The organism is Hallella faecis (assembly GCF_018789675.1).
Classification (GTDB): domain Bacteria; phylum Bacteroidota; class Bacteroidia; order Bacteroidales; family Bacteroidaceae; genus Prevotella; species Prevotella faecis.
Map to the genome: position 1 here is coordinate 20420 of NZ_JAHKBE010000026.1, position 20393 is coordinate 40812.

Here is a 20393-nt window from a genome sequence, read left to right on the forward strand (position 1 = left end):
CGTCAGGCGCATCACGTTGCGCCTTCGTTTCTTGGAGGTCGTTCGTTCTTACGCCCTGTTCGGCGCAGCCGCCAGACGGATTGGGGCCAACCCTTCGTCTGTTGCGGCTGCTCCGGTAGGCGGATTACGAACGATCACTCGCCCGGTTCGCTTTCGCCTTTGGAAAGGTTATTTGCGAATAAACTTCTTGTTTTTCTTCACCAAAACGCCATGCTGTGAGGTTGAGCGCTGACCGTTGAGGTTGTAAGTGCGCTCCGCGCGTGCGTCGGTCAGGCTGACGCCGTCAATGCCATCGACAACGCCTTGGAGCGGCATCGACACGGCACCACCCTCAACGATGGGCAGATTGCTGAACGAGGCGATGTAGGCCGAGTAATTGGCAAGGGTCGCATCGGCCAGGTTTTCCACCTTACGCCATTCGTCATCCACAAGCACATAGGCACCTTCGCGCAGGCGTCCGTTCTTGAACACACCCGTAAGGAGACCGCCAGTGACAGGACGCGACACCAGACTCTTCCCTCCGAGGAAGGCGATATGCTTGCCCTCGTAACGGCACACGTAAGCCTTGCCTGCCTCCAGGGCGTTCACCGGGGTGAGGAAGAGTTGCGAACCGTCGGCCGATCGACCCGCTACGGCATAGACCTTCACACTATCCGACGGGATGGCGGCAAACGGAAGGCAGACCGTTGTCCACACATGGGTGCTGTCGACCGCGCGCTGATAACCCGGCGTGTACCACAAACGGAACTTCGAGGCGAGCCACCATCCTTCGCGGTTGTCGCCCTCATAGGCTCCCTCCAGGGCGCCACTCTTTGACGATTGGAATCCCACGGTGGCCGTTCCTGCGTCGCCCACATAGAGCGGCAAGGTGGAGAGCGTCTGCCAACGATCCTCATCGCTGATGCCGGGAATCTGCATACGGTCGAAGGTGAGCGTGGGCGAGGCCGTGCTATCGGTCTCCGTGCGCATCCAACAGTGCTGGTCGGAGAGGCAATAATGTTGTGTGGTGGCGTCGGCCGTCAGGCGATAGAAGCCCATGGGAAGGCCCGACAGATCCTGCGTCAGGGCCAGGGTGCGACCTGCCGCATTGGCCATCGACACGTTCCACCATGCGTTCCAGCACTTGCGTCCACCAAACGTGTTGAGGCGTTGGTCGCCTCCCTTATAGGTTCCAGCCTCAACATTCCATCCGGTCGATGCGTCCAGGTTGGCGTTGGAGATGGATGTGGTTCGGTCTTGGGCGGGCAAGGCCTCGTCGACAGCCTGCTGCAAGCGGGCGCTGGCCTCTGCGAAGAACGCCAAAGAGGTGGGGTTCTGTGCGTCGGCAACGGCCTGACGAACCTGCGACACACCGGGCAAGCCTATGGCAGCAATGGTGTTGGCCACCATGAGGAGCGAGTCGAGCGAAGTGGCGTCGGCCACGGCGCGGCGTGCCTGGCCCAACAAGGCCGAGAGCGATGCATAGGCGTCGGCATCGGTTGCGGTAACCTTCGATGCGGCTTCGGTGAGCAACTCATTGACGACGGGTTGCGCCTTGTTCCATTGCTTGAAATCGCTGATGTCTTGCCTCATGCGTTCCACACCATCGGCATAAGCCTCCTCGCGGCTCTCAAAGAGCGGGGCGACGACAAACTTATCGAACTGGGCCGACTTGCCCAACCATCGATAGCTGAGCAGGAGTTGGCTGTTGGCGCCACTGTTGAAGGTGGCCGACGCCTTGCTCCACACCGAAGCGGCAGGCAACGAGAGGACGGTTGCGGTCTCTTGGGTGCCATCGGCCGACAAGGCTGCGGTTTGATACTCGCCTCCATTGTTCTTGTGGAACACGCTGATATAATAAGGTGTGGATGCGGTCAACGCCACGGAGCGCTTCAAACTGGCGCTCGACGCAGCGCCCTCATTCTTGAACGCTTGCAGATACGCGCCTCCATCGACACCTCCCAAGGGGTAAACCTCGAAGGCGGGCCAGGTAAGCGCGGTGCCGTCGCCAGCCGTCCAACCTGTCAATCCCTCAAGGAAGTCGCCATTGCTTACGATGTTTCCACCCAAATACAGGGTGCGACCGTCCTTCTCCACGGCACTACCCACACCATCAATTGGGCCGACCGATACGGGAGCGGAGTAATGGTTGCGACCGAGATAGTCGACCGTGCGGATGCGATACGTGGCCGATTCCGTGCCTTGCAGCGTCAGGCTGAAGAGCGGATTGTCCTCCTGCGGCGTGCAAAGGGTCATGGTTTGCCACTGGCCATTGGCGTCCTTTCGCTCCACGATGACGCTATCCGAGAACTCCTCGTTGGGGTCTTTCCATCCCAAGAGCAATCCCTCGGCGTTCCATGTGGCTTGTGTGAGGGTGGGATTCTTCATCGGCAGAGCCTTCGGCGTGTAGCCGTAGCTTGAATTGTAGGCCATGTTGGATCGCTTGGCGGCATAGTATTCGCCCATCGGCGTGAGGTAATTCTTCGACGCCAACGACGCGTCGCCCTTGTTGTAGAACTTTCTGCAATCTTGCACCTCATTGTATGCGGCATAGCGCTCAATCCATCCCGTCGACTCCAAGCCGTCGATGACGGGTGCGAAATGCTGCTTCTCAATGGCGTAGTTCTCTGCGTTGCCCTTGGTGTTGCTTCCGGGCCATCCGGTCCAGTTGGCTCCATAGTTCATCTCGGTAATCCAGATGGGACGGCCGGTACGCTCGTGAATGGCCTTGAGCGTGTTCTGCCAAGCGCCCCAATCCTCATAATAATAGGCGTGAACGGCGATGAAGTCGCAGCGCCATCCGCGGGCGTCGATGGAGTCGATGAACGGATAGAGCCAACCATTGAGGTTGCTGGCCATGGCGGGCGAGCCCAATCGCTTACCCGTGGCCATCATCTCCTCCCAATGGGCGAGCACCTCAGACACCGAACTGACGGTCTCGCGATCATCGGCGGTGTTGTCGGGCTCGTTATTGCCCAGGATGTTCGACGACGGGCCGTTGTTGCCCACGCTCTCAATGCTCGGCCATCCCTCGTGGTGGTGTTGGGTTACATACTCGCGATCATCCCACTCGTGCCATCCCGCATCCCAGTTGTAGCACCAAGTGGTGTTGAGCAATGCGTTGATGGTACTGTTGTTTCCGGCATAGCCTTTCTTCGTTACGTCGTTCCACTTCGACACGCGGATGGACGACACGTGGCGGTCGAGAATCTTCGATGTGGTGGGGAGGTTGATGCGGCGGTTGCTCTTGTCGGCAATGAACACGCGGCTATAGCCCTTGCCATCTTCCTTGGTGGCCAACGTAACCATGTATCCACGCTTGAGCTTGAAGCTTCGCATCTTGTTGTTGAAGATGTTATTCTTGAACGATCGACGCGTTCCCACGGTGAAATCGCTCTTCGATGAACCCGTGAGGTTGGTGCCGTCGTAAATGGTGAGGGGAACGACATAGCTGCCATACGGCACGATCATAGCCCCATTGCCATAGATGCGGATGGAGCAGTTGATGCCTTCCTCGGCGGCCTTGCCCCTGACTTTAACAAACGAAAGCCACGCATCGGCCGCGCTGGGCTTCATGCCGCTGAGGATGATGACGGCATCCTCATGGGCGATGTCGACACTTCCCGATGCGGCAAAGGGTGTGGCGGAAGAAATAACGTAATCGACGGGGTTGTCAAGGGTGACATTGGTCGTCACCTGACTGACCGTCTTGCGACTGTTCACGGCAAAGTTGCCCTGTGAGGCGCCCTCGCGCAACAAGGCGAAGTTGCTGACGCTCATCCACAAATGGGGCTCGCGACCCGCTCCTTCAACGGCCACCGTCACGGGCGTTTCTTGCTTCAGTTCGAAGGGAAGGTAGCGCCATTGCCATCCATAGCCGTTGCCCTTATTGGCAAAACCTGCGCCATCGGTGGCGAGGAACGATGCCTTACCCTCGAGGTTGACGCCCATGCCGGTGTCGCCAGACGGGAAATCGGCCACCGAAGCCAATGTTTGGCCCTGGGCCGAAACGGTCAACGCCATGTCCATATCGCCCATGGCGTGGCGACCTGTGGCACGCAACACATATTTGCCGGCGGGCAACGTGATGGTCTGACGCATCGACATGCTCCACGACTGGTTGCTCCAGCCTTCCTTCTGCTCGTAATAGGTCGACGAGGACGTGCCGTCCCAATGCTGTCCCTGGTTGGTGGTTACGTTGTTGTTGGTCCACGCTCCGAGTTCCATCTCGGCGCCATATTGCTTGCCAATCTGCACATACTCGGCCTGGACGAGAGCCTGTGCGGCCTGAAGCAGACGGGTGGCGGCCTCCTGATAGCCCGCCAGCGTAGCCTCGGGTGTGGCGGCAATGGCCTCGGCCAAGGCTTGTTTCTCTGTGGAGGTCAGATCGCCCAAGTCGACCGCACGACCATACACTTGCTGGGCCAAGGCCAAGGCTTGCTCGTATTCGTCGCGCGATTGCGAGGCATCCTTGCCGAGATAGGCGAGGCGGAAGTTGTCGGCCTTATAGAATACGGTGGAGCGCAAGCCCAAGGCGATGGGCTCATCGGTGGCTTTCGAGAAGTAGAGCGTCTCTGTTTGCACAGCGTTGGCGTCGGCAACCGTCACCTGACGCACGCTATCGCCTGCGAAAAGGGCGAATTGCTTGCCTGCCGATCCCGTCACAGTGACCTGCAGACGGTAGCGGCCGGCGGGCAAGCCGTTGACCTGTTGGGATAGGCTCTTGTCGGTTGTGGCGGAGTTGTCCCATGCGTTGAACACTCGGAGGCCGTCGAGTTTGTCGCCATAGACGGTGGTGAACGACCCTCCGTCGGCCTTGATCTCACTACCATTGCTGGCCACAGTCCATCCATTGTAGCTGTAGGACGACCACGATGTGCCACCCGCTCCAGCCTCAAAGCTGGGGTTGGCGAGCATACCGGTGACGTCGAGTGGGAATGGCGTGGCGTCAGCTTGCGTCTCATCGTCGACGCGGTAGACGCGCATGTTGTCGAGGCAGATGTCGGAACGGCCATTGTTGACCAGCGACGCCTTCACCGAGATGGTGGCCACGCCCTCGTCATGGAGCGTGAAGAACGCTCCGATGGGTGTCCAGGGCGCCTTGGCCAAATAGGTGTCGGAACCGGGATTGCTGCTGCCATTGGCAAACGAATAGGCGCGACGTGCCTCGGCCGTTTGGCCCAGCGATTGGCCATCGGAACCCGTCACCACGATGTTCATCTTGGTTCCGTTGGTCGAATGGTTGTTGTTGTTGGAATAATCGGCTGCCTTATAGTCGACCACCACATAGTATTTGCCAGCCGAAAGTGTGCGGGTGGTGGTGGAGACGAGGGTTGAGAGATGGCCCCAACCTTTGCGATACCATAAGAAATAGGTGCCTTCGGAGGGTTGCACACCGCCCTTGCCATTGGTGAAACCGATGGCGGTGGTCGACGCATCAGCCACGGCCATGTTAGAGGTGCCCGTGGGCAAGGTCCAGCCATACGCCTCGGCGATGTTGGTGGCGGTGGCAGCGGTCAAGGGAGTGGCCTCGGCGGTCAACTCGAACGAGGGGTTGACAAGCGCCTCGGACGTAACGTCTCGGTAGCCCTGGGCCCACGCCGGCATGCCAAAGCCACAAACGAGAAGGGCCAAGGCGGTCTGCCTCAAGCCATATTTGTTTAGTAATACCATTTAGAATAATTGGCGTTAAATGATTGTTTCCTATAAGTTTGTCGTTAAATTCATCGCAAAGTTAGAAAAAAAGACCGACTTACACAAGAACAAGGGTACAAGAAACAACATTCAAAACCCCATTTATTTGTAGAACCGAAAACGATGCGCCACCCAGTCCTTGGTTGGGTGGCGCATCGCGGCGTGCCGTCAGCTTAGAAACTGTAAGAGAAGCCGAGCGACGTGTATTCCTTGAACATCCAGTAGCCGTGGTGGTCGTCGCGCTTGCGTGAGTCGTCGAATCGGGGATAGACGAAGAAATTGGCGGAGATGTATCGGTTAAACTGGAAACTGAAGGTATTCTCAAACTCCATCTCTACACGCTCGTACGTGGTGTATCCATAGATACGTGAGCGCCAACTGATGTTGTCGCACATCCTCCACGTTACATCAACGGTGATCTGCGAACCGAAGTCGTTCAGGGTGTGGTGGCCCGCATCCACGCCGTAGCGTGTGGCCAAAGCCTTGCGGCCCACATACTTAAAGTTGTAGGCCAAGGGAGCGAGGTGAACGCTTCCGCGCATGCGGCCCTTCAACCAGTTGATGTTGTAGTCCATACCGATTGACACGTTCACGTTGAGCGGCGAGAGGAAATCGGAATACACATAATTGCTGTTGGTGCCAAAGTTTCGCGCAAACTGCGTGGAGGCCAGCAACTGGAAGGTGTAGTACCAGCTCTTGGTGGCCTGCAAGCCCAACTTGCCCGTATAGCGCAACAGGTCCTCGGAGGTCTTCAAACTATGGAGCGTGTCGCCTCGGGTGGTTTGGAAGCCCAGTTTCATCTCGAGCTTATTGTCCCATCTCACCTTCTGCTTGTTGTTGTAATTGGCGTTCAACGTGAGCGACGCCACCATCGAATAGTTGCTTTGTCCGCCCTTATACCAGTTGCTCGACACGTAGTTTTGGAAGAACTGCAGGTAGTGGTCGCCACCAAACGACCAAAAGTTGGGCTTCAACACGATGAGGTCCACATCGTTGGGCATGGCCTCCGCAGGCTTGGTTTCGGCCACCTCCACGGCGGGCTTGTCGGTAACGGTGGTGGGCGCCAGCACGGGGCCAGCCTTCTCCAACTGCTTTTGGGTGGCCAACACGAGATCGGGACGGTTGAGGTAGAGCAGCAACATCAGCTCGTCGACGGTCGTCAGGCTGTCGGTAAGCGAGAACGCCTTGTGCGGAACGTCTTTGTAAAATGTGGGGGGAAGGAACAAGGGCGCCACATCGGTGGCGGTGAGGCGCTGACGAACCCTCACGCTATCGGCGTAGATCGAGTCGGCATAATGGCGGAGGGAGTCGGAAAACTGCCTACTTACCTTGGCGGACGCCGACGCCGATTGGGTGGTAGTGCGTGTGCGATGCTGGGCGTAGGTTGCCATGGTGAGCAACGAGAGCGCCAACGTTAAGAGGATATGTCGGGGTAAGGTGTGTGTCATAAGTTGGTTTTGGGGTAGGGGTTCATCAACTATTGTTGATTGCAAAGGTAGTAATATTCATCGAAACAAGGGGTATCCGCTCCTCTTTTTTTCATTCGGTGGTCCATCCCGTCAATCCGGAAGGCACGGGAACGCCGTTCGCCCCTTGGTCGAAGCCCTATGATCCCTTGGGGGAAATCCTTTTACCGATTGGGGGAACCCCTTATGAGCGATTGAGCGCCCCCACCCTATGACCGATGGGGATTGGAACGCCAGGCCGAAAAGCAAGCCGCAGGGTTTAGCGTGTCTCGGCTTGGCATGTATAGCAACTCGATACATGCCAAGCCTCAACGCGATGGTTTTCTTGCGACGTCAAGATTGTGCAACTTACGGTTCTTGGCTCGTTTGGCCTTCCTTCCGCCCAGCACATTCCTTTTGTTTCTCCAGCGTCTCCCGGATATACTTGGCCGAATAACCCAGTTGGCACTTTGCCACCTCCTCGGGTGTACCGGCAACGAGCAGTTGTCCGCCGCCTCGTCCTCCCTCTGGTCCCATGTCGATGATGTGGTCGGCCAGTTTGATAACGTCGAGGTTGTGTTCGATGATGATGACCGTGTTGCCCTTATCTACGAGTTTTTGCAGCACTTTCATGAGCATGTTGATGTCTTCGAAATGGAGACCGGTGGTGGGCTCGTCGAGGATGTATAGCGTTTTTCCCGTGTCTTTCTTGCTCAGTTCGGTGGCGAGCTTCACGCGTTGGCTCTCACCTCCCGACAGCGTTGTGGCGCTCTGCCCGAGCTTGAGGTATCCCAGTCCCACGTCTTGCAACGCCTTGATCTTAGGCAGGATGGCGGGCACGTTCTCGAAGAACTCCACCGCCATGTTGACGGTCATGTCGAGCACGTCGGCGATCGACTTGCCCTTGAACCTCACCTCGAGCGTCTCGCGGTTGTAGCGCTTGCCGTGGCACACCTCGCAGGGCACCATCACGTCGGGCAGGAAGTTCATCTCGATGGTCTTGTATCCGTTGCCCTTGCACGCCTCGCATCGGCCTCCCCTGACGTTGAACGAGAACCGTCCGGGCTTGTAGCCCCTGATCTTCGCCTCCGGCAGGTTGACGTAGAGCGACCTTATGTCGCCAAACACGCCCGTGTAGGTGGCGGGATTGGAGCGTGGCGTGCGGCCAATGGGGCTTTGGTCCACGTTGACCACCTTGTCTATATGTTCTATGCCCTCGATGCTGTCGTAGGGCATGGGCTTGCGCAGGCTGCGGTAGAAATGTTGCGAGAGGATGGGTTGGAGCGTGGCGTTGATGAGCGTCGACTTGCCCGATCCCGACACACCCGTTACGACGATGAGCTCGCCCAGGGGGAAGTCGACGTCGACGTTCTTGAGGTTGTTGCCCCGGCATCCCCGCAACTTGAGGAACAGTCCGTTGCCCTTACGCCGCTCGGCGGGGATGGCTATCTGCCTTTCGCCCGTGAGGTATTGTGCCGTGAGCGTCTTGGCGGGTTGGAGCATCTGCTGCGGCGTTCCTTCAAACACCACTTGGCCGCCCTTTCGCCCAGCTCGCGGCCCGATGTCAACGATCCAGTCGGCCGCGCGCATCATGTCCTCATCGTGCTCCACCACGACGACCGTGTTGCCCATGTCGCGCAACTCCTTCAGCGAGTTGATGAGCCGTTGGTTGTCGCGCTGGTGCAATCCGATGGACGGCTCGTCGAGGATGTAGAGCACATTGACCAGTTGGCTACCAATCTGCGTGGCCAGTCGGATGCGTTGGCTCTCACCACCCGAGAGTGTGGCCGACTGCCGGTTGAGCGAGAGGTAATCGAGTCCCACCTCCAAGAGGAAGCCGACCCTCGACCGCAGCTCCTTGATGATCTCGTGGGCGATGCGCCCCTCCTTGTTGTCGAGGTGCTGCTCCACGTGGTCGAGCCACTCAGCGAGGTCGCTGATGTCGAGCGAGGCCACCTCGGCGATGTTCTTGTCCCATATCTTATAGGCCAGGCTCTCCTTCTTCAGTCGCTTGCCCTGGCACTCGGGGCATACCGCCTCGGCAAGAAACTGCGCCGCCCACTTCTGCGAGGCGGCCGAATCGTCGTTCTCCATGACCGTCTTGAGGTACTTAATCACCCCGTCGAAAGCCACGAAATAATCACTTGATGTATGTATGACGTCCTTGTCGATGCGTATGTTCTCGAGCGACCCGTAGAGGATCTCGCTGACGGCGTCGGCGGGAATGTCCTTGAAGGGCGTCTTCAGCGAGCAGTCGTATTTCTTCAGGAGGGCGTCGATCTGCCAGAAGATCATCTGACTCTTGTATTTGCCCAAGGGCACGATGGCGCCGTCGTGGATGCTGAGCGCGTCGTTGGGGATGACCTTCTTGAGGTCGATCTCGTTGACGTAGCCCAATCCCTTGCAATGGGGGCACGCCCCTTCGGGCGAGTTGAAGGAGAAGATGTTGGGCGCGGGGTCGCTATAGGCCAGTCCGGTCACGGGGTCCATGAGTCGCTTGGAGAAGTTTTTCGCCTCGCCCGTATCGCGGTCCATCACCATGACCACGCCGTCGCCCTGGCGCATGGCAATGCGCACGGTGTTCTTCAGTCGCTCATCATCCTTGTCGCGCACCTTGAGCTTGTCGATCACCACCTCGATGTTGTGGTTCTTGTATCGGTCTACCTTCATGCCGCGCGTAATCTCCTTGATCTCGCCGTCGACACGGATATAGAGGTAGCCCTTCTTGCGCATGCTCTCGAAGAGCTCACGGTAATGGCCCTTGCGTTGGCGCACGAGTGGGGCGAGGATGTAGATGGCATGTCCGGCATAGTCGGAGAGGATCATGTCGATGACCTTCTCCTCGGTGTATTTCACCATCTTCTCGCCGCTCAGATAGCTATAAGCCGTGGCCGCCCGCGCGTAGAGGAGGCGCAGGTAATCGTATATCTCGGTGGACGTTCCCACGGTCGACCTCGGATTTTTGTTGGTGGTTTTCTGCTCAATGCTGATCACGGGCGACAGTCCCGAGATCTTGTCGACGTCGGGGCGTTGCAGGTTGCCGAGGAAGTTGCGTGCGTAGGCCGAGAACGTCTCGATGTATCGCCGTTGTCCTTCGGCGTAGATGGTGTCGAAGGCGAGCGACGACTTGCCCGACCCCGACAGGCCGGTGATGACGGTTAGCGCGTTGCGGGGAATCTTCACGTCCACGTTCTTGAGGTTGTGGACGCGCGCTCCCCACACGTTGATCCATTCCGTTTGTTTCCCGATAGCCTTTGGCTGTGTCATAAGAGTGTTCGCTAATTGGTCTTTTTTTTACCTATTAAGAAAGGTGGCTCCTGCGTGTGGCAGGAGGCCCCGCCCATCGGCTCAGTGGGTCGATAGGGCGCGCTGGGGTGTAGTGTGTGTGGAGGCCGACAGCCCGTTAGGGGTTTGCGGTGGAACTCTCTGTGTAGCCCCTGAGCAGGTTCACGTCGCGCTTGATGTTGAACGTGCGGCCGTCGGCGCCCTTGGCCTTCACCAAGACGTAGTAGACGCCTTGTGCCACGTCCTTGCCCTTGTATTTGCCATCCCATCCGTCGGCTGGGTCCGACCACTCGTACAACTTCTGTCCCCAGCGGTTGAAGATGTAGGCGTGGAACTCCACGAGGCTCTGGTAGCCGCTCTTCGCCTTGTAGACGTCGTTGATGCCGTCGCCGTTGGGCGAGAACGCGTTGGGCATTTCCAGCTTGCTCTCGGAGATGGATACGATGAGGGGCGAGGCCTCCGACGTCCAATAGTCGTCGGTGTAGGCCACGGTGTCGGTACCCTGGACAAACGTGGCCCAGAGCTCCACGTGGTGGGCGCCCGACTCGGTGAACGTGATCTGCGTGTCCTCGTCGTAGCGGATGAGGTAAGGCGCCTCGCGCTTGCCATCCTTATAAAAACGCCACTCGTAGTGGGCGGTCCATCCCGCCGTGTTCTCCGCGTTGGCGTTGAACGTCACCGTGAGGGGCGCCGACTCGGAGATGCTGGTCTCCGTGTGTGTCTCGCCATCCTTGTCGGTGTAACTGGCCATGGGGTTGATGGAGGGATAAACATCCTGTCCCCAAACGCCTGTGGCAAGAAGAGAAAAGAGGAAGGATATGATGATTTTCGCATTCATTTTGAGAAATGTGTTGGGTTGGGTGGCATTTTTTGTTGCCGCCTTATGCAAAGTTAGTGAATTTCCTTTGAAAAAAAAGAGGATGTATTTCTTTTTTTTGTATTTTTGCAATTGATTTTGATTTAAGAACGCATTTATGGTAAAGATATACAAATGCCTCGTGGTCGTCGTTCTCTGCTTGCTTGCCTCAACGGTGGTGGCCCAGGTGCCCCAATGGCGCGACCTGTATAAGGTGAAGAAGAAAGACACGTTGTATGGCATTGCCAAGAAATTCGGCCTGACCGAAGACCAGTTGCGCGCCGCCAATCCCGAGATGAAGGCGGCCGACTACACGTTGAAGAAGGGCGACCGCATCCTCATTCCCTACCCCTCCGAAGAGCCCGCCACACCAGCGGTGAAGCCCGCCCCCGTGGCCAAGCCCGTGCAGAAGGCTGCGCCCGCCACCATGCGTGTGGGCGTGATGCTCCCCTTGCACAACATCAACGGCGATGGCCGCCGCATGATGGAGTATTACCGTGGCCTGCTCATGGGCTGCGACAGCCTGAAGCGTGCCGGATACCACATCGATGTGCACGCCTGGAACGTAACCATCGACGACGACATAACGAAGTTTACGAGCGATCCCGAGGCCGCCAAGTGCAACATCATCTTCGGTCCGCTCTACACCCATCAGGTGCGTGGTCTTGCCGAGTTTTGCAAGGCGCGCGACATCAAGATGGTCATACCGTTCTCCATCAATGGTGACGACGTGGCGCGCTATAGCCAGATCTTCCAGGTGTGGCAGAGTCCCGACAGGCTCAACAACAGCGCCATCGAGGCGTACCTCCGCCTGTTCCCCCAGGCCCACCCGGTGTTTATCGATTGCAACGACACCACCTCGCGCAAGGGCGTGTTCACCTTTGGCTTGCGCAACCGCCTGGAGAGCAAGAACATCACATACAACATTACCAACCTCAACAGCAGCGAGGGCATGTTTGCCAAGGCGTTCCGCACCAACCAGCAGAACGTGGTGATCCTCAACACGGGGCGCATGGCTGAGCTCACGGTGGCCTTGGCCAAGTTGGCGAGCCTGCAAAACCTCAATCCCAACATCAAGATAACCCTCTTCGGCTACACCGACTGGTTGCTTTACGCCGACTACGACCTCGATAAGTTCTTCCGCTTCGACACCTACATCCCCGCACAGTTCTACTACAACCCACAGAACGCACGCACACGCCAGTTTGAGCAGACCTACCGCAGGTGGTTCCACGAGGGCCTGCAGGTGAACTACAACCCCCGCTTCGGGCTCACGGGCTACGACCACGCCCAGTTCTTCTTGCGCGGACTGGTGTCCAAGGGCAAGGCGTTCCGCGGCACGAAAGGGCAGAGCACCTACACACCGCTGCAAACGCCCCTCCGCTTTAGGCAGGTGGGCGACGCCGGCATGCAGAACGAAAGCTTCCAACTCATACACTACACACGCGACCACCGCATCGAGGCGGTGGCCTATTAACCGTTGACGTTCCAAGAAACCACATGAACCGACATATCATCACACTCTTGTTCCTAATCCTCCCCTTAGGGGTCGTTGCGCAGATCGGCGAGCACCGCAACACCCTCTCGGTGGGTGTCAGTGGCGGATACAACCTCACCACCGTGCGATTCACGCCCAAGGTGGTGCAAAGCATGAAGGGAGGCCTCACCGGCGGACTGGCCATGCGCTACACCGTGGAGAAATACTTCTCAACCATCGCATCGATCGCTGCCGAGGTGAACTACGGGCAGTTGGGATGGAAAGAGGACATACGCGACCTGAACGACCAACCCGTGATCAACGCCGTGACAGGCGTGGCCGAGCAGTACGAGCGCACCATCAACTACATTCAGGTGCCCATCATGGCCCATCTGGCGTGGGGAAGGGAGAACCGGGGTGTCAACTTCTTCGTGAATGCCGGTCCGCAGTTTGGCGTTTACCTCAGCGAGAGCACCAAGAGCAACTTCGACTGGGACAAGCGTAACATGGCCGACCGCGCCAATTCAATTTGCGCGCAAGACACGATGGCCGTGGAGAACAAGTTTGATTACGGCATTGCGGCAGGCGCCGGCATCGAGTTTACCAACCCCAAGGTGGGCCGATTCCTCCTCGAAGGCCGATATTATTATGGATTGGGCAATATCTACGGCGACTCGAAACGCGACTATTTTGGCAGTTCCAACTTCGGAACCATCACCATCAAGCTAACATATCTTTTCGACATCACCCGTTGACAACGGCGTCGACCTACCTTAACCCACGATCATTAACAACTAAATCCAATAATCTATGTTCAAAAACCATCCCAAAGGATTGCTCCTTGCAGCCCTCAGCAACATGGGCGAGCGCTTCGGCTATTACATCATGAACGCCGTGCTGGCACTCTTCCTCTGTTCCAAATTCGGATTGTCCGACGAGACCAGCGGCCTGATTGCCGCCCTCTTCCTCGCCGCAATCTATGTAATGAGCCTCGTGGGCGGTATCATCGCCGACCGCACCCAGAACTACAAGGGCACCATCATGAGCGGTCTCTTGGTCATGGCGTTGGGTTATGTGTGCCTGTCGGTGCCCGTCCTCGCCACTCCCGAGAACAACACCGCCCTGCTCTCGTTCACCATCTTCGCCCTCATCCTCATCTCGGTGGGCAACGGTTTGTTCAAGGGCAACCTGCAAGCCATCGTCGGACAGATGTACGACAACTTTGAGCGCGACGCCGCCCGCGAGGGAACAGAGCGCCTGAAGTGGGCACAGGGACAGCGCGACGCTGGATTCCAAATCTTCTATGTGTTCATCAATGTGGGTGCCTTGGCAGCGCCGTTCATCGCGCCATTGCTGCGCTCTTGGTGGCTCAACGTGCACCAGTTGACCTACAACGCCGACCTGCCACGCCTCTGCCACGCCTTCATCAACGGCACCTTGACCCAAACGGATACCGCCAACCTGCAAACGCTGGCCAGCCAGGTGCAGCTCTCGGGCTATCATTTCACCGACATGGCCGCCTTCTGCCAGCAGTATCTCGACGTGTTCAACACCGGCATCCACTACAGCTTCATCGCATCGGTGCTGATGATGCTCGTGTCGCTGCTCATCTTCTTCTTCTCCAAGCATCTCTTCCCCACCCCTGGTAAGAAAGAAGAGGTGGTTGTGGAGCAATACACCGAGGAGGAGAAGCGCACCATGGCCGCCGAGATCAAGCAGCGTATGTACGCCCTGTTCGCCGTGCTCGGCATCTCGGTGTTCTTCTGGTTCTCATTCCACCAGAACGGTCAGAGCCTTAGCTTCTTCGCCCGCGACTTCGTGCGCACCGACGCCCTGGCTCCGGAGATTTGGCAGGCCGTAAACCCATTCTTCGTCATCACGCTCACGCCCATCATCATGTGGATTTTCGCCCACTTCACCAAGAAGGGCAACCCCATCTCCACACCACGTAAGATTGTGTATGGTATGGGTATCGCCGGACTGGCCTATGGCTTCCTCATGATTCTCTCCATGGTGAAAGGTTGGCCCTCGGCCGAGGTGTTCACCTCGATGGCCCCCGCCGTGCGCGCTTTAGACAAGGCGTCGCCCCTCGTGCTCATCCTCACCTATTTCTTCCTGACGGTGGCCGAGCTCTTCATCTCACCACTCGGACTGAGCTTCGTGTCGAAGGTGGCTCCCAAGCACTTGCAGGGCCTCTGCCAGGGATTGTGGCTGGGCGCCACAGCCGTGGGCAACTGCCTTTTGTGGATTGGCCCGCTGATGTATAACAAGTGGCCGTTGTGGGAGTGCTGGTTGGTCTTCATGATTGTGTGCTTCATCTCTATGGGCGTGATGTACGCCATGGTGAAGTGGCTGGAGCGCGTAACCGCCTAACCGCCAACCCTTCATTCCTTCAGATAAATGGCTCCGCCTTCGGGCGGAGCTATATATATGAATCTTTAACATCTAAATCTTAATACTATGTTTGAGGGTCAACCTAAAGGACTCTATGCGTTGGCATTGGCCAACACAGGCGAGCGCTTTGGCTATTACACGATGATAGCCGTCTTTTCTCTGTTCTTGAGAGCCAACTTCGGACTGAGCGCTGGTACCGCCGGTCTGATTTATAGTGTGTTCATGGGTGCCGTCTACTTCTTCCCCTTCCTCGGCGGAATGGTGGCCGACAAGTACGGCTACGGCAAGATGGTAACCTTAGGTATCTTTATCATGTTCATTGGCTACCTCCTGTTGGCCATCCCCCTGGGCGGCGACACCTTCGCCCTGATCTTCATGTGCGGCGCCTTGCTATGCGTGAGTATCGGAACCGGACTGTTCAAGGGCAACCTGCAGGTGATGGTGGGCAACCTCTACGACGCGCCCGAGCTGCAAGGCAAGCGCGACGAGGCGTTCTCCATCTTCTACATGGCCATCAACATCGGTTCGCTCTTTGCCCCAACGGCTGCCGTGCGCATCATGGACTGGGCGCAAAACTCGCTCGGCTATAGCGGCAACGACGCCTACCACTTTGCCTTCTCCGTGGCGTGCCTGTCGTTGGTGGTGTCGATACTGATCTACTACGCGTTCCGTTCCACCTTCCGCCATGTGGAAGGCACATCGGCCGACAAGGTCAACGAGACGGGCGAGGTGGTGGAGCTCTCACGCCAGGAGACCCGTGAGCGCATCATTGCCCTCGTACTGGTGTTCGCCGTGGTGATCTTCTTCTGGATGGCTTTCCAGCAAAACGGACTGACCCTTACCTTCTTCGCCGATGAGTTTACGGCCAAGAGCGCAACGGGTTGGCAGGGCATGTCCTTCAACGTGCTCAACCTTGTGGCAATCATCCTCATTGTGTATGCCGCCTTCGCCCTCTTCCAGAGCAAGACCACCAAGGCGCGCGCCATTGCCGGCGTGGTCATCCTGGCGTCGTTGGGCTTCTTGGGCTACATGTATGTCACCACGAGCAACCAGGTGGTATCGGTATCGGCTCCTATTTTCCAGCACTTCAACCCGAGTTACGTGGTGATGCTCACACCCGTCAGCCTTGCCATCTTCGGCTACCTGGCACGCAAGGGCAAGGAGCCCTCGGCACCCCGTAAGATTGCCTACGGCATGGTGGTGGCCGCTGCCGCCTATGCCATCATGCTCTTTGGTTCGCTCGGCCTGCCCACGCCCGATGAGCAGCGCGTGGCGGGCGACGCCGCAGCGTTTGTGTCGCCCAACTGGTTGATGAGCACCTATCTTGTGCTCACCTTTGGTGAGCTGCTGCTCAGCCCGATGGGAATCAGCTTTGTGAGCAAGGTGGCTCCCCCCAAGTACAAAGGCGCCATGATGGGCGGCTGGTTCGTGGCAACGGCCATAGGCAACCTGCTCGTCAGCGTGGGCGGCTTCCTCTGGGGCGGCTTCCCGCTCTGGGTGGTATGGGGCGTGTTTATCGTGCTCTGCCTGTTGAGCGCCTTCTTCATGATGACCATGATGAAGAAGCTCGAAAAGGTTTGCTAACCAGCAATCGCTGGCGCTGCCGTGCCACGCCGACGCCGTCCCCCTCGGGAACATACCGTCGAACCCATGGCACGACAGCCTTCGAGGACCTTGATAAGTTAGCAAGGGCCCCCTTATATACAATAAGGTGTGGTGGGAATGTGTTTCCCATCACACCTTATTACGATTATGGACACTTCTCGCTTTAACCAAAATCCCGCACCTTCATATTTAGCGCGGGATTATTGGTACATTCAAACGATGCTTGATGGTGCCATCCCATTAAGGCATGGCCAAGCCTTTCAACTCTCCTACGACCATCTTGGTATAGGCGGTTGCTCCTGTACGGTTCATGTGTACCGAGTCGTAGAAATAATCGGTCCTATCCACAAAGTCCTTGTCGCAATAATGATTGAGGAAGGGCAAGTGGTATTTGCGGCAAATATCTTTCAGCGGCTGATACACCTTGTCGTCATGCGTGTTGAATTGTGGCGAAACGGCAAACACCAATTGGGTGCCATTGGCTTTACATGCCACAACCAACTGTTCCAAGTAATGCAACTTAAGCGAATCGTACTTATAATCCTCCTTTTGATGCGCGGACGCTTTCGGCTTATAAGACGCTTTCGGCTTATAAGTCATGGTCTTGTCCATGGGCTTATACCCCTTGTCGTTGCTCCGCAAGGGGTGAATGTTGTCAGATATGAGTTGCAGCCACTGGTAATTGTAGCGATAACAGTTTGACAACATCTTGAGCCGCTCCAGGGGATCGACCCGCCAAAAGATGGAGTCAACACCTGGGTCGTCGTAATAATACCTCAAGTTTCGCAAATATTTATGATTGTCGTTCTCCAAAAGGTCGAACGATGTCTGCACATCGTAGATGAGCATCTTGGGCGTGTACCGTGCGCTCAGCATCTTGTATCGCCCATACATCAGGATGATGCCGTTGCCATCGAGCGAACAGTTCCAACAGCTCATACCCAAGCTATCCGCAATGATGTTTGGGTCGTAATGGTGCATGCCTCGCGAGGATCCGAAGACAATGCACTCGTCCCTCATCTCATGGCAGATATAATTGTTCAAGCCCGTGTCGCCACCCTTGGCATGTCCCACCAAGTAACGCGCACCCAAACCCACGAGCACATCAAGCACAACAAGACCTATCAAAAACCAGATTACCTTGCTAACAAACTTCTTCATTTGGCTTAAAAACTAACGTAAATAAACTGGCTGGAGTCGAACACTCCGCTTAACAACACAATCAGCAGCAACGCATAATAGACGCACCACCTAACAACCACAGGGGCTTGGACGAGTTGATAGAACCGCTTGGGCAGGAACTCCCTCAGCAAGTCAACACACGCCACAATGCCAATAGACAGCGCAGAGAACACCACTTCGGTGTTAGACGGCTTAAACAATGCGCCATGTTCCGTTACAATTCTCTCAATCACTCCAAAGGCGTCGGCAATCGTTGGCTGTCGGAAAAATATCCATGCTATGGTTACGAGCGTGAACGTAATGACTATTCTCGCCACACGAATGGGTAAGTTTGTTGTGGTAACCTTTTGCCAACCAAACATCTTCTCAATGATTTGGAACAAGCCATGAAGAACACCCCAAAACACGAAGGTCCAATTGGCGCCATGCCAAATGCCACTCACCAAGAAGGTGACGAAAATGTTCCAATAATTCCTCGCTTTCGAGCAACGGCTTCCTCCCAACGGAATGTAAACATAATCTTTCAACCATGTAGAAAGCGAGATGTGCCAACGGCGCCAAAAATCGGTGATCGAGGTGGAGAGATACGGCCTTTGGAAGTTATTGATAAGATTGAACCCCATCAGTTTTCCTACGCCCATCGCCATGAATGAGTAACCAGCGAAGTCACCATATATCTGAAACGAATAATAGATGGTGGCCAAAAGACAAGACGTGCCCGAATTGAACATATAATTGTCGAGCACCTGATCGACATACATCCCCAGTCGGTCGGCCATCATCACTTTGAGAAACAATCCCCAAACAAACCATTTCAGACCTTGGGTAGCCATGGCCGCATCAAACTGACGGCAAGTCTTGATCTGCGGTAACAGGTCTTTCGCCTTGCTGATGGGACCCGACATGATTTGTGGGAAAAAGGAAACGAAAAGCATGTAGTCCAACCAGTTGTGCTCGGCCTTGATGCGGCGATAATACACATCCATGAGATATCCCACAGCCTGAAACGTAAAAAACGATATACCAAGAGGTACAGCCCAGTTGAGACCCGGCAACACCGTGGCGCAATGGATGGATTCGAAGAAAGCGTTGCTGGTGTTGATGATGAAGTTGTAATACTTAAACACCAACAAGGGGAGCAACGCCAGCACGCTTCCACAGACGATCAACAGATGCTTAGGCCGCTCGGCCTGGCTTCGCTCAATGAGCAAGGCAAAATAATAAGTAACGAATGTTACGCCTAACAAGATAAGCGTGTAGGCTGCGTTGGTTTGGGCATACAAGCCATAGGAAACCAGCAGCAACAAGACATTGCTTGTTGTTCGTTGCCGTTCAGGACTTTTCCTTGCCAATAGGCACGACAACAGATAGTACCCAATGAATATGATTGGGAACAACCAGATAAACTGGAAAGAATTAAAAACCATAAAAACGCAATAATTGGGCGATACTGCATCAGGAAGAACGAAGGGGCTTTTGCTACGACCAAGTACAAAAGAAGCGTGGACAAACCTATCCACGTCTTGGGTACTTGGCCTCGACCCTTCAAATACAGATAAGTTTAGCCCACGCTATGCGCAGGCGTTCACAAACTTATTCGTGTATTTGAGCTATCTTGTTACGGCCAAGTTTCAAGACGTTCCGAATAACAGCAAACGCTATTTAACAATGTATTATAATGAAATTCTTATTTCTATAACTTCCTTTTTCGTTACCGCAAATTCGTTTTGAGCAAAGGCATGTTGCGGCGACATGGCTATGCTTCGATTACAGGATGCAAAGTTACAAACAAACTTGCAGAAATCAACTATCAATCGATTACAAAAATAGCGTTACAACATTCGCTCAACGGCTCGCAAAGCCCCTCCTACCGATTTTGGTTTAACCCCGCTTGCATCCAACGGGGGCCATAAGCTCTGATTTCAAGAATCGGCCATTTTTTTTGACTTCGGGACATTGCGCCACACAAATTTGGCTCATCCGGCATGTGGAGTGATTTGAAATGCGTATCACTTCTTATAACATTAGCCTCATCCGGCTTTCACAACGAATAGATAATTTAGTCTCAAACATGACAGCGGTGTGACAAAGGTAACCAAGAGGGCTGAAAAAGCCAATGATCTCCTCAGGGGTGCCAAAGTTGAACGAAGCGGGCTGAAAGCCCAAGTAGCGCATAGCCCAGGGCGTCGCAAGAAGAGCAATTGTTGGCCGTCAATGAGCTTGGCTATGGTGCATCCCACAACAAGACAGTATGCTGCTGAAAATAGGCTACAGGTATCTCCCGTTTTTAACATTTATTCGGCGGCGAGTGGAGGTTCGCACGCAAATACGCCATTCTCGTGGTTTTTTATAATCGTCTAATAATAAAGCCGTTACAACCCGAAGGCCTTATTCTTCACCTCGCCCTCCCCACTCCACGCCACGAAAAGGCATCTTTCGCATTGCGATAGATGGCTAACGGTGGCTCGATACCTCC

General features: G+C 55.8%; 10 protein-coding genes. 4 read left to right on the forward strand and 6 right to left on the reverse strand.

The genetic code is table 11. The annotated features are described in order from the left end of the window. Nucleotides 1-168 precede the first annotated feature (168 nt). The 4 genes from KM934_RS07415 to KM934_RS07430 form a co-directional block, all read right to left on the reverse strand. The gene (locus tag KM934_RS07415; RefSeq protein ID WP_215759988.1) at nucleotides 169-5652 is read right to left on the reverse strand and encodes a glycosyl hydrolase; all 5484 of its coding nucleotides are present in this window, start codon (nucleotides 5650-5652) and stop codon (nucleotides 169-171) included. A gap of 194 nt (nucleotides 5653-5846) precedes the next feature. Then, a complete protein-coding gene (locus KM934_RS07420; RefSeq protein WP_215759989.1) occupies nucleotides 5847-7121 on the reverse strand; it encodes a DUF3078 domain-containing protein in 1275 nt (424 codons plus the stop codon). 366 nt (nucleotides 7122-7487) lie between these two features. Continuing rightward, the gene (uvrA, locus tag KM934_RS07425; RefSeq protein ID WP_215759990.1) at nucleotides 7488-10385 is read right to left on the reverse strand and encodes an excinuclease ABC subunit UvrA; all 2898 of its coding nucleotides are present in this window, start codon (nucleotides 10383-10385) and stop codon (nucleotides 7488-7490) included. A gap of 136 nt (nucleotides 10386-10521) precedes the next feature. Next, nucleotides 10522-11241, reverse strand: a complete 720-nt coding sequence (locus tag KM934_RS07430; protein WP_215759991.1) for a gliding motility-associated C-terminal domain-containing protein — start codon at nucleotides 11239-11241, stop codon at nucleotides 10522-10524. Between the two features lie 136 nt (nucleotides 11242-11377). Between KM934_RS07430 and KM934_RS07435 the strand changes: the two genes are divergently transcribed. The 4 genes from KM934_RS07435 (at nucleotide 11378) to KM934_RS07450 (ending at nucleotide 16714) form a co-directional block, all read left to right on the forward strand. Beyond that, complete coding sequence (locus KM934_RS07435; protein ID WP_215759992.1) at nucleotides 11378-12736, forward strand: LysM peptidoglycan-binding domain-containing protein; 1359 nt, start codon at nucleotides 11378-11380, stop codon at nucleotides 12734-12736. Nucleotides 12737-12759: 23 nt separating this feature from the next. Further along, the gene (locus KM934_RS07440) at nucleotides 12760-13491 is read left to right on the forward strand and encodes a porin family protein (RefSeq protein WP_215759993.1); all 732 of its coding nucleotides are present in this window, start codon (nucleotides 12760-12762) and stop codon (nucleotides 13489-13491) included. Between the two features lie 55 nt (nucleotides 13492-13546). Further along, nucleotides 13547-15109 carry a peptide MFS transporter gene (locus KM934_RS07445; RefSeq protein ID WP_215759994.1) on the forward strand — a complete coding sequence of 521 codons (1563 nt, stop codon included), beginning with the start codon at nucleotides 13547-13549 and terminating at the stop codon, nucleotides 15107-15109. 87 nt (nucleotides 15110-15196) lie between these two features. Continuing rightward, nucleotides 15197-16714, forward strand: a complete 1518-nt coding sequence (locus KM934_RS07450; protein WP_215759995.1) for a peptide MFS transporter — start codon at nucleotides 15197-15199, stop codon at nucleotides 16712-16714. Nucleotides 16715-16975: 261 nt separating this feature from the next. Here KM934_RS07450 and KM934_RS07455 read toward each other — a convergent pair whose 3' ends face one another. Together KM934_RS07455 and KM934_RS07460 are read right to left on the reverse strand one after the other, a co-directional pair. Next, nucleotides 16976-17896 carry a hypothetical protein gene (locus tag KM934_RS07455; RefSeq protein ID WP_215759996.1) on the reverse strand — a complete coding sequence of 307 codons (921 nt, stop codon included), beginning with the start codon at nucleotides 17894-17896 and terminating at the stop codon, nucleotides 16976-16978. A 5-nt stretch (nucleotides 17897-17901) separates the two neighbouring features. Next, on the reverse strand, nucleotides 17902-19224 hold the full coding sequence (locus KM934_RS07460) for an MBOAT family O-acyltransferase (RefSeq protein WP_252344934.1): 1323 nt from the start codon (nucleotides 19222-19224) through the stop codon (nucleotides 17902-17904). Between the last annotated feature and the right edge of the window lie 1169 nt (nucleotides 19225-20393).

What these genes read in the sequence shown, in the direction of transcription:
- KM934_RS07415 (WP_215759988.1), bottom strand. Translation starts at nt 5,652, where the DNA reads ATGGTATTACTAAACAAATATGGCTTGAGGCAGACCGCCTTGGCCCTT.
- KM934_RS07420 (WP_215759989.1), bottom strand. Translation starts at nt 7,121, where the DNA reads ATGACACACACCTTACCCCGACATATCCTCTTAACGTTGGCGCTCTCG.
- uvrA (WP_215759990.1), bottom strand. Translation starts at nt 10,385, where the DNA reads ATGACACAGCCAAAGGCTATCGGGAAACAAACGGAATGGATCAACGTG.
- KM934_RS07430 (WP_215759991.1), bottom strand. Translation starts at nt 11,241, where the DNA reads ATGAATGCGAAAATCATCATATCCTTCCTCTTTTCTCTTCTTGCCACA.
- KM934_RS07435 (WP_215759992.1), top strand. Translation starts at nt 11,378, where the DNA reads ATGGTAAAGATATACAAATGCCTCGTGGTCGTCGTTCTCTGCTTGCTT.
- KM934_RS07440 (WP_215759993.1), top strand. Translation starts at nt 12,760, where the DNA reads ATGAACCGACATATCATCACACTCTTGTTCCTAATCCTCCCCTTAGGG.
- KM934_RS07445 (WP_215759994.1), top strand. Translation starts at nt 13,547, where the DNA reads ATGTTCAAAAACCATCCCAAAGGATTGCTCCTTGCAGCCCTCAGCAAC.
- KM934_RS07450 (WP_215759995.1), top strand. Translation starts at nt 15,197, where the DNA reads ATGTTTGAGGGTCAACCTAAAGGACTCTATGCGTTGGCATTGGCCAAC.
- KM934_RS07455 (WP_215759996.1), bottom strand. Translation starts at nt 17,896, where the DNA reads ATGAAGAAGTTTGTTAGCAAGGTAATCTGGTTTTTGATAGGTCTTGTT.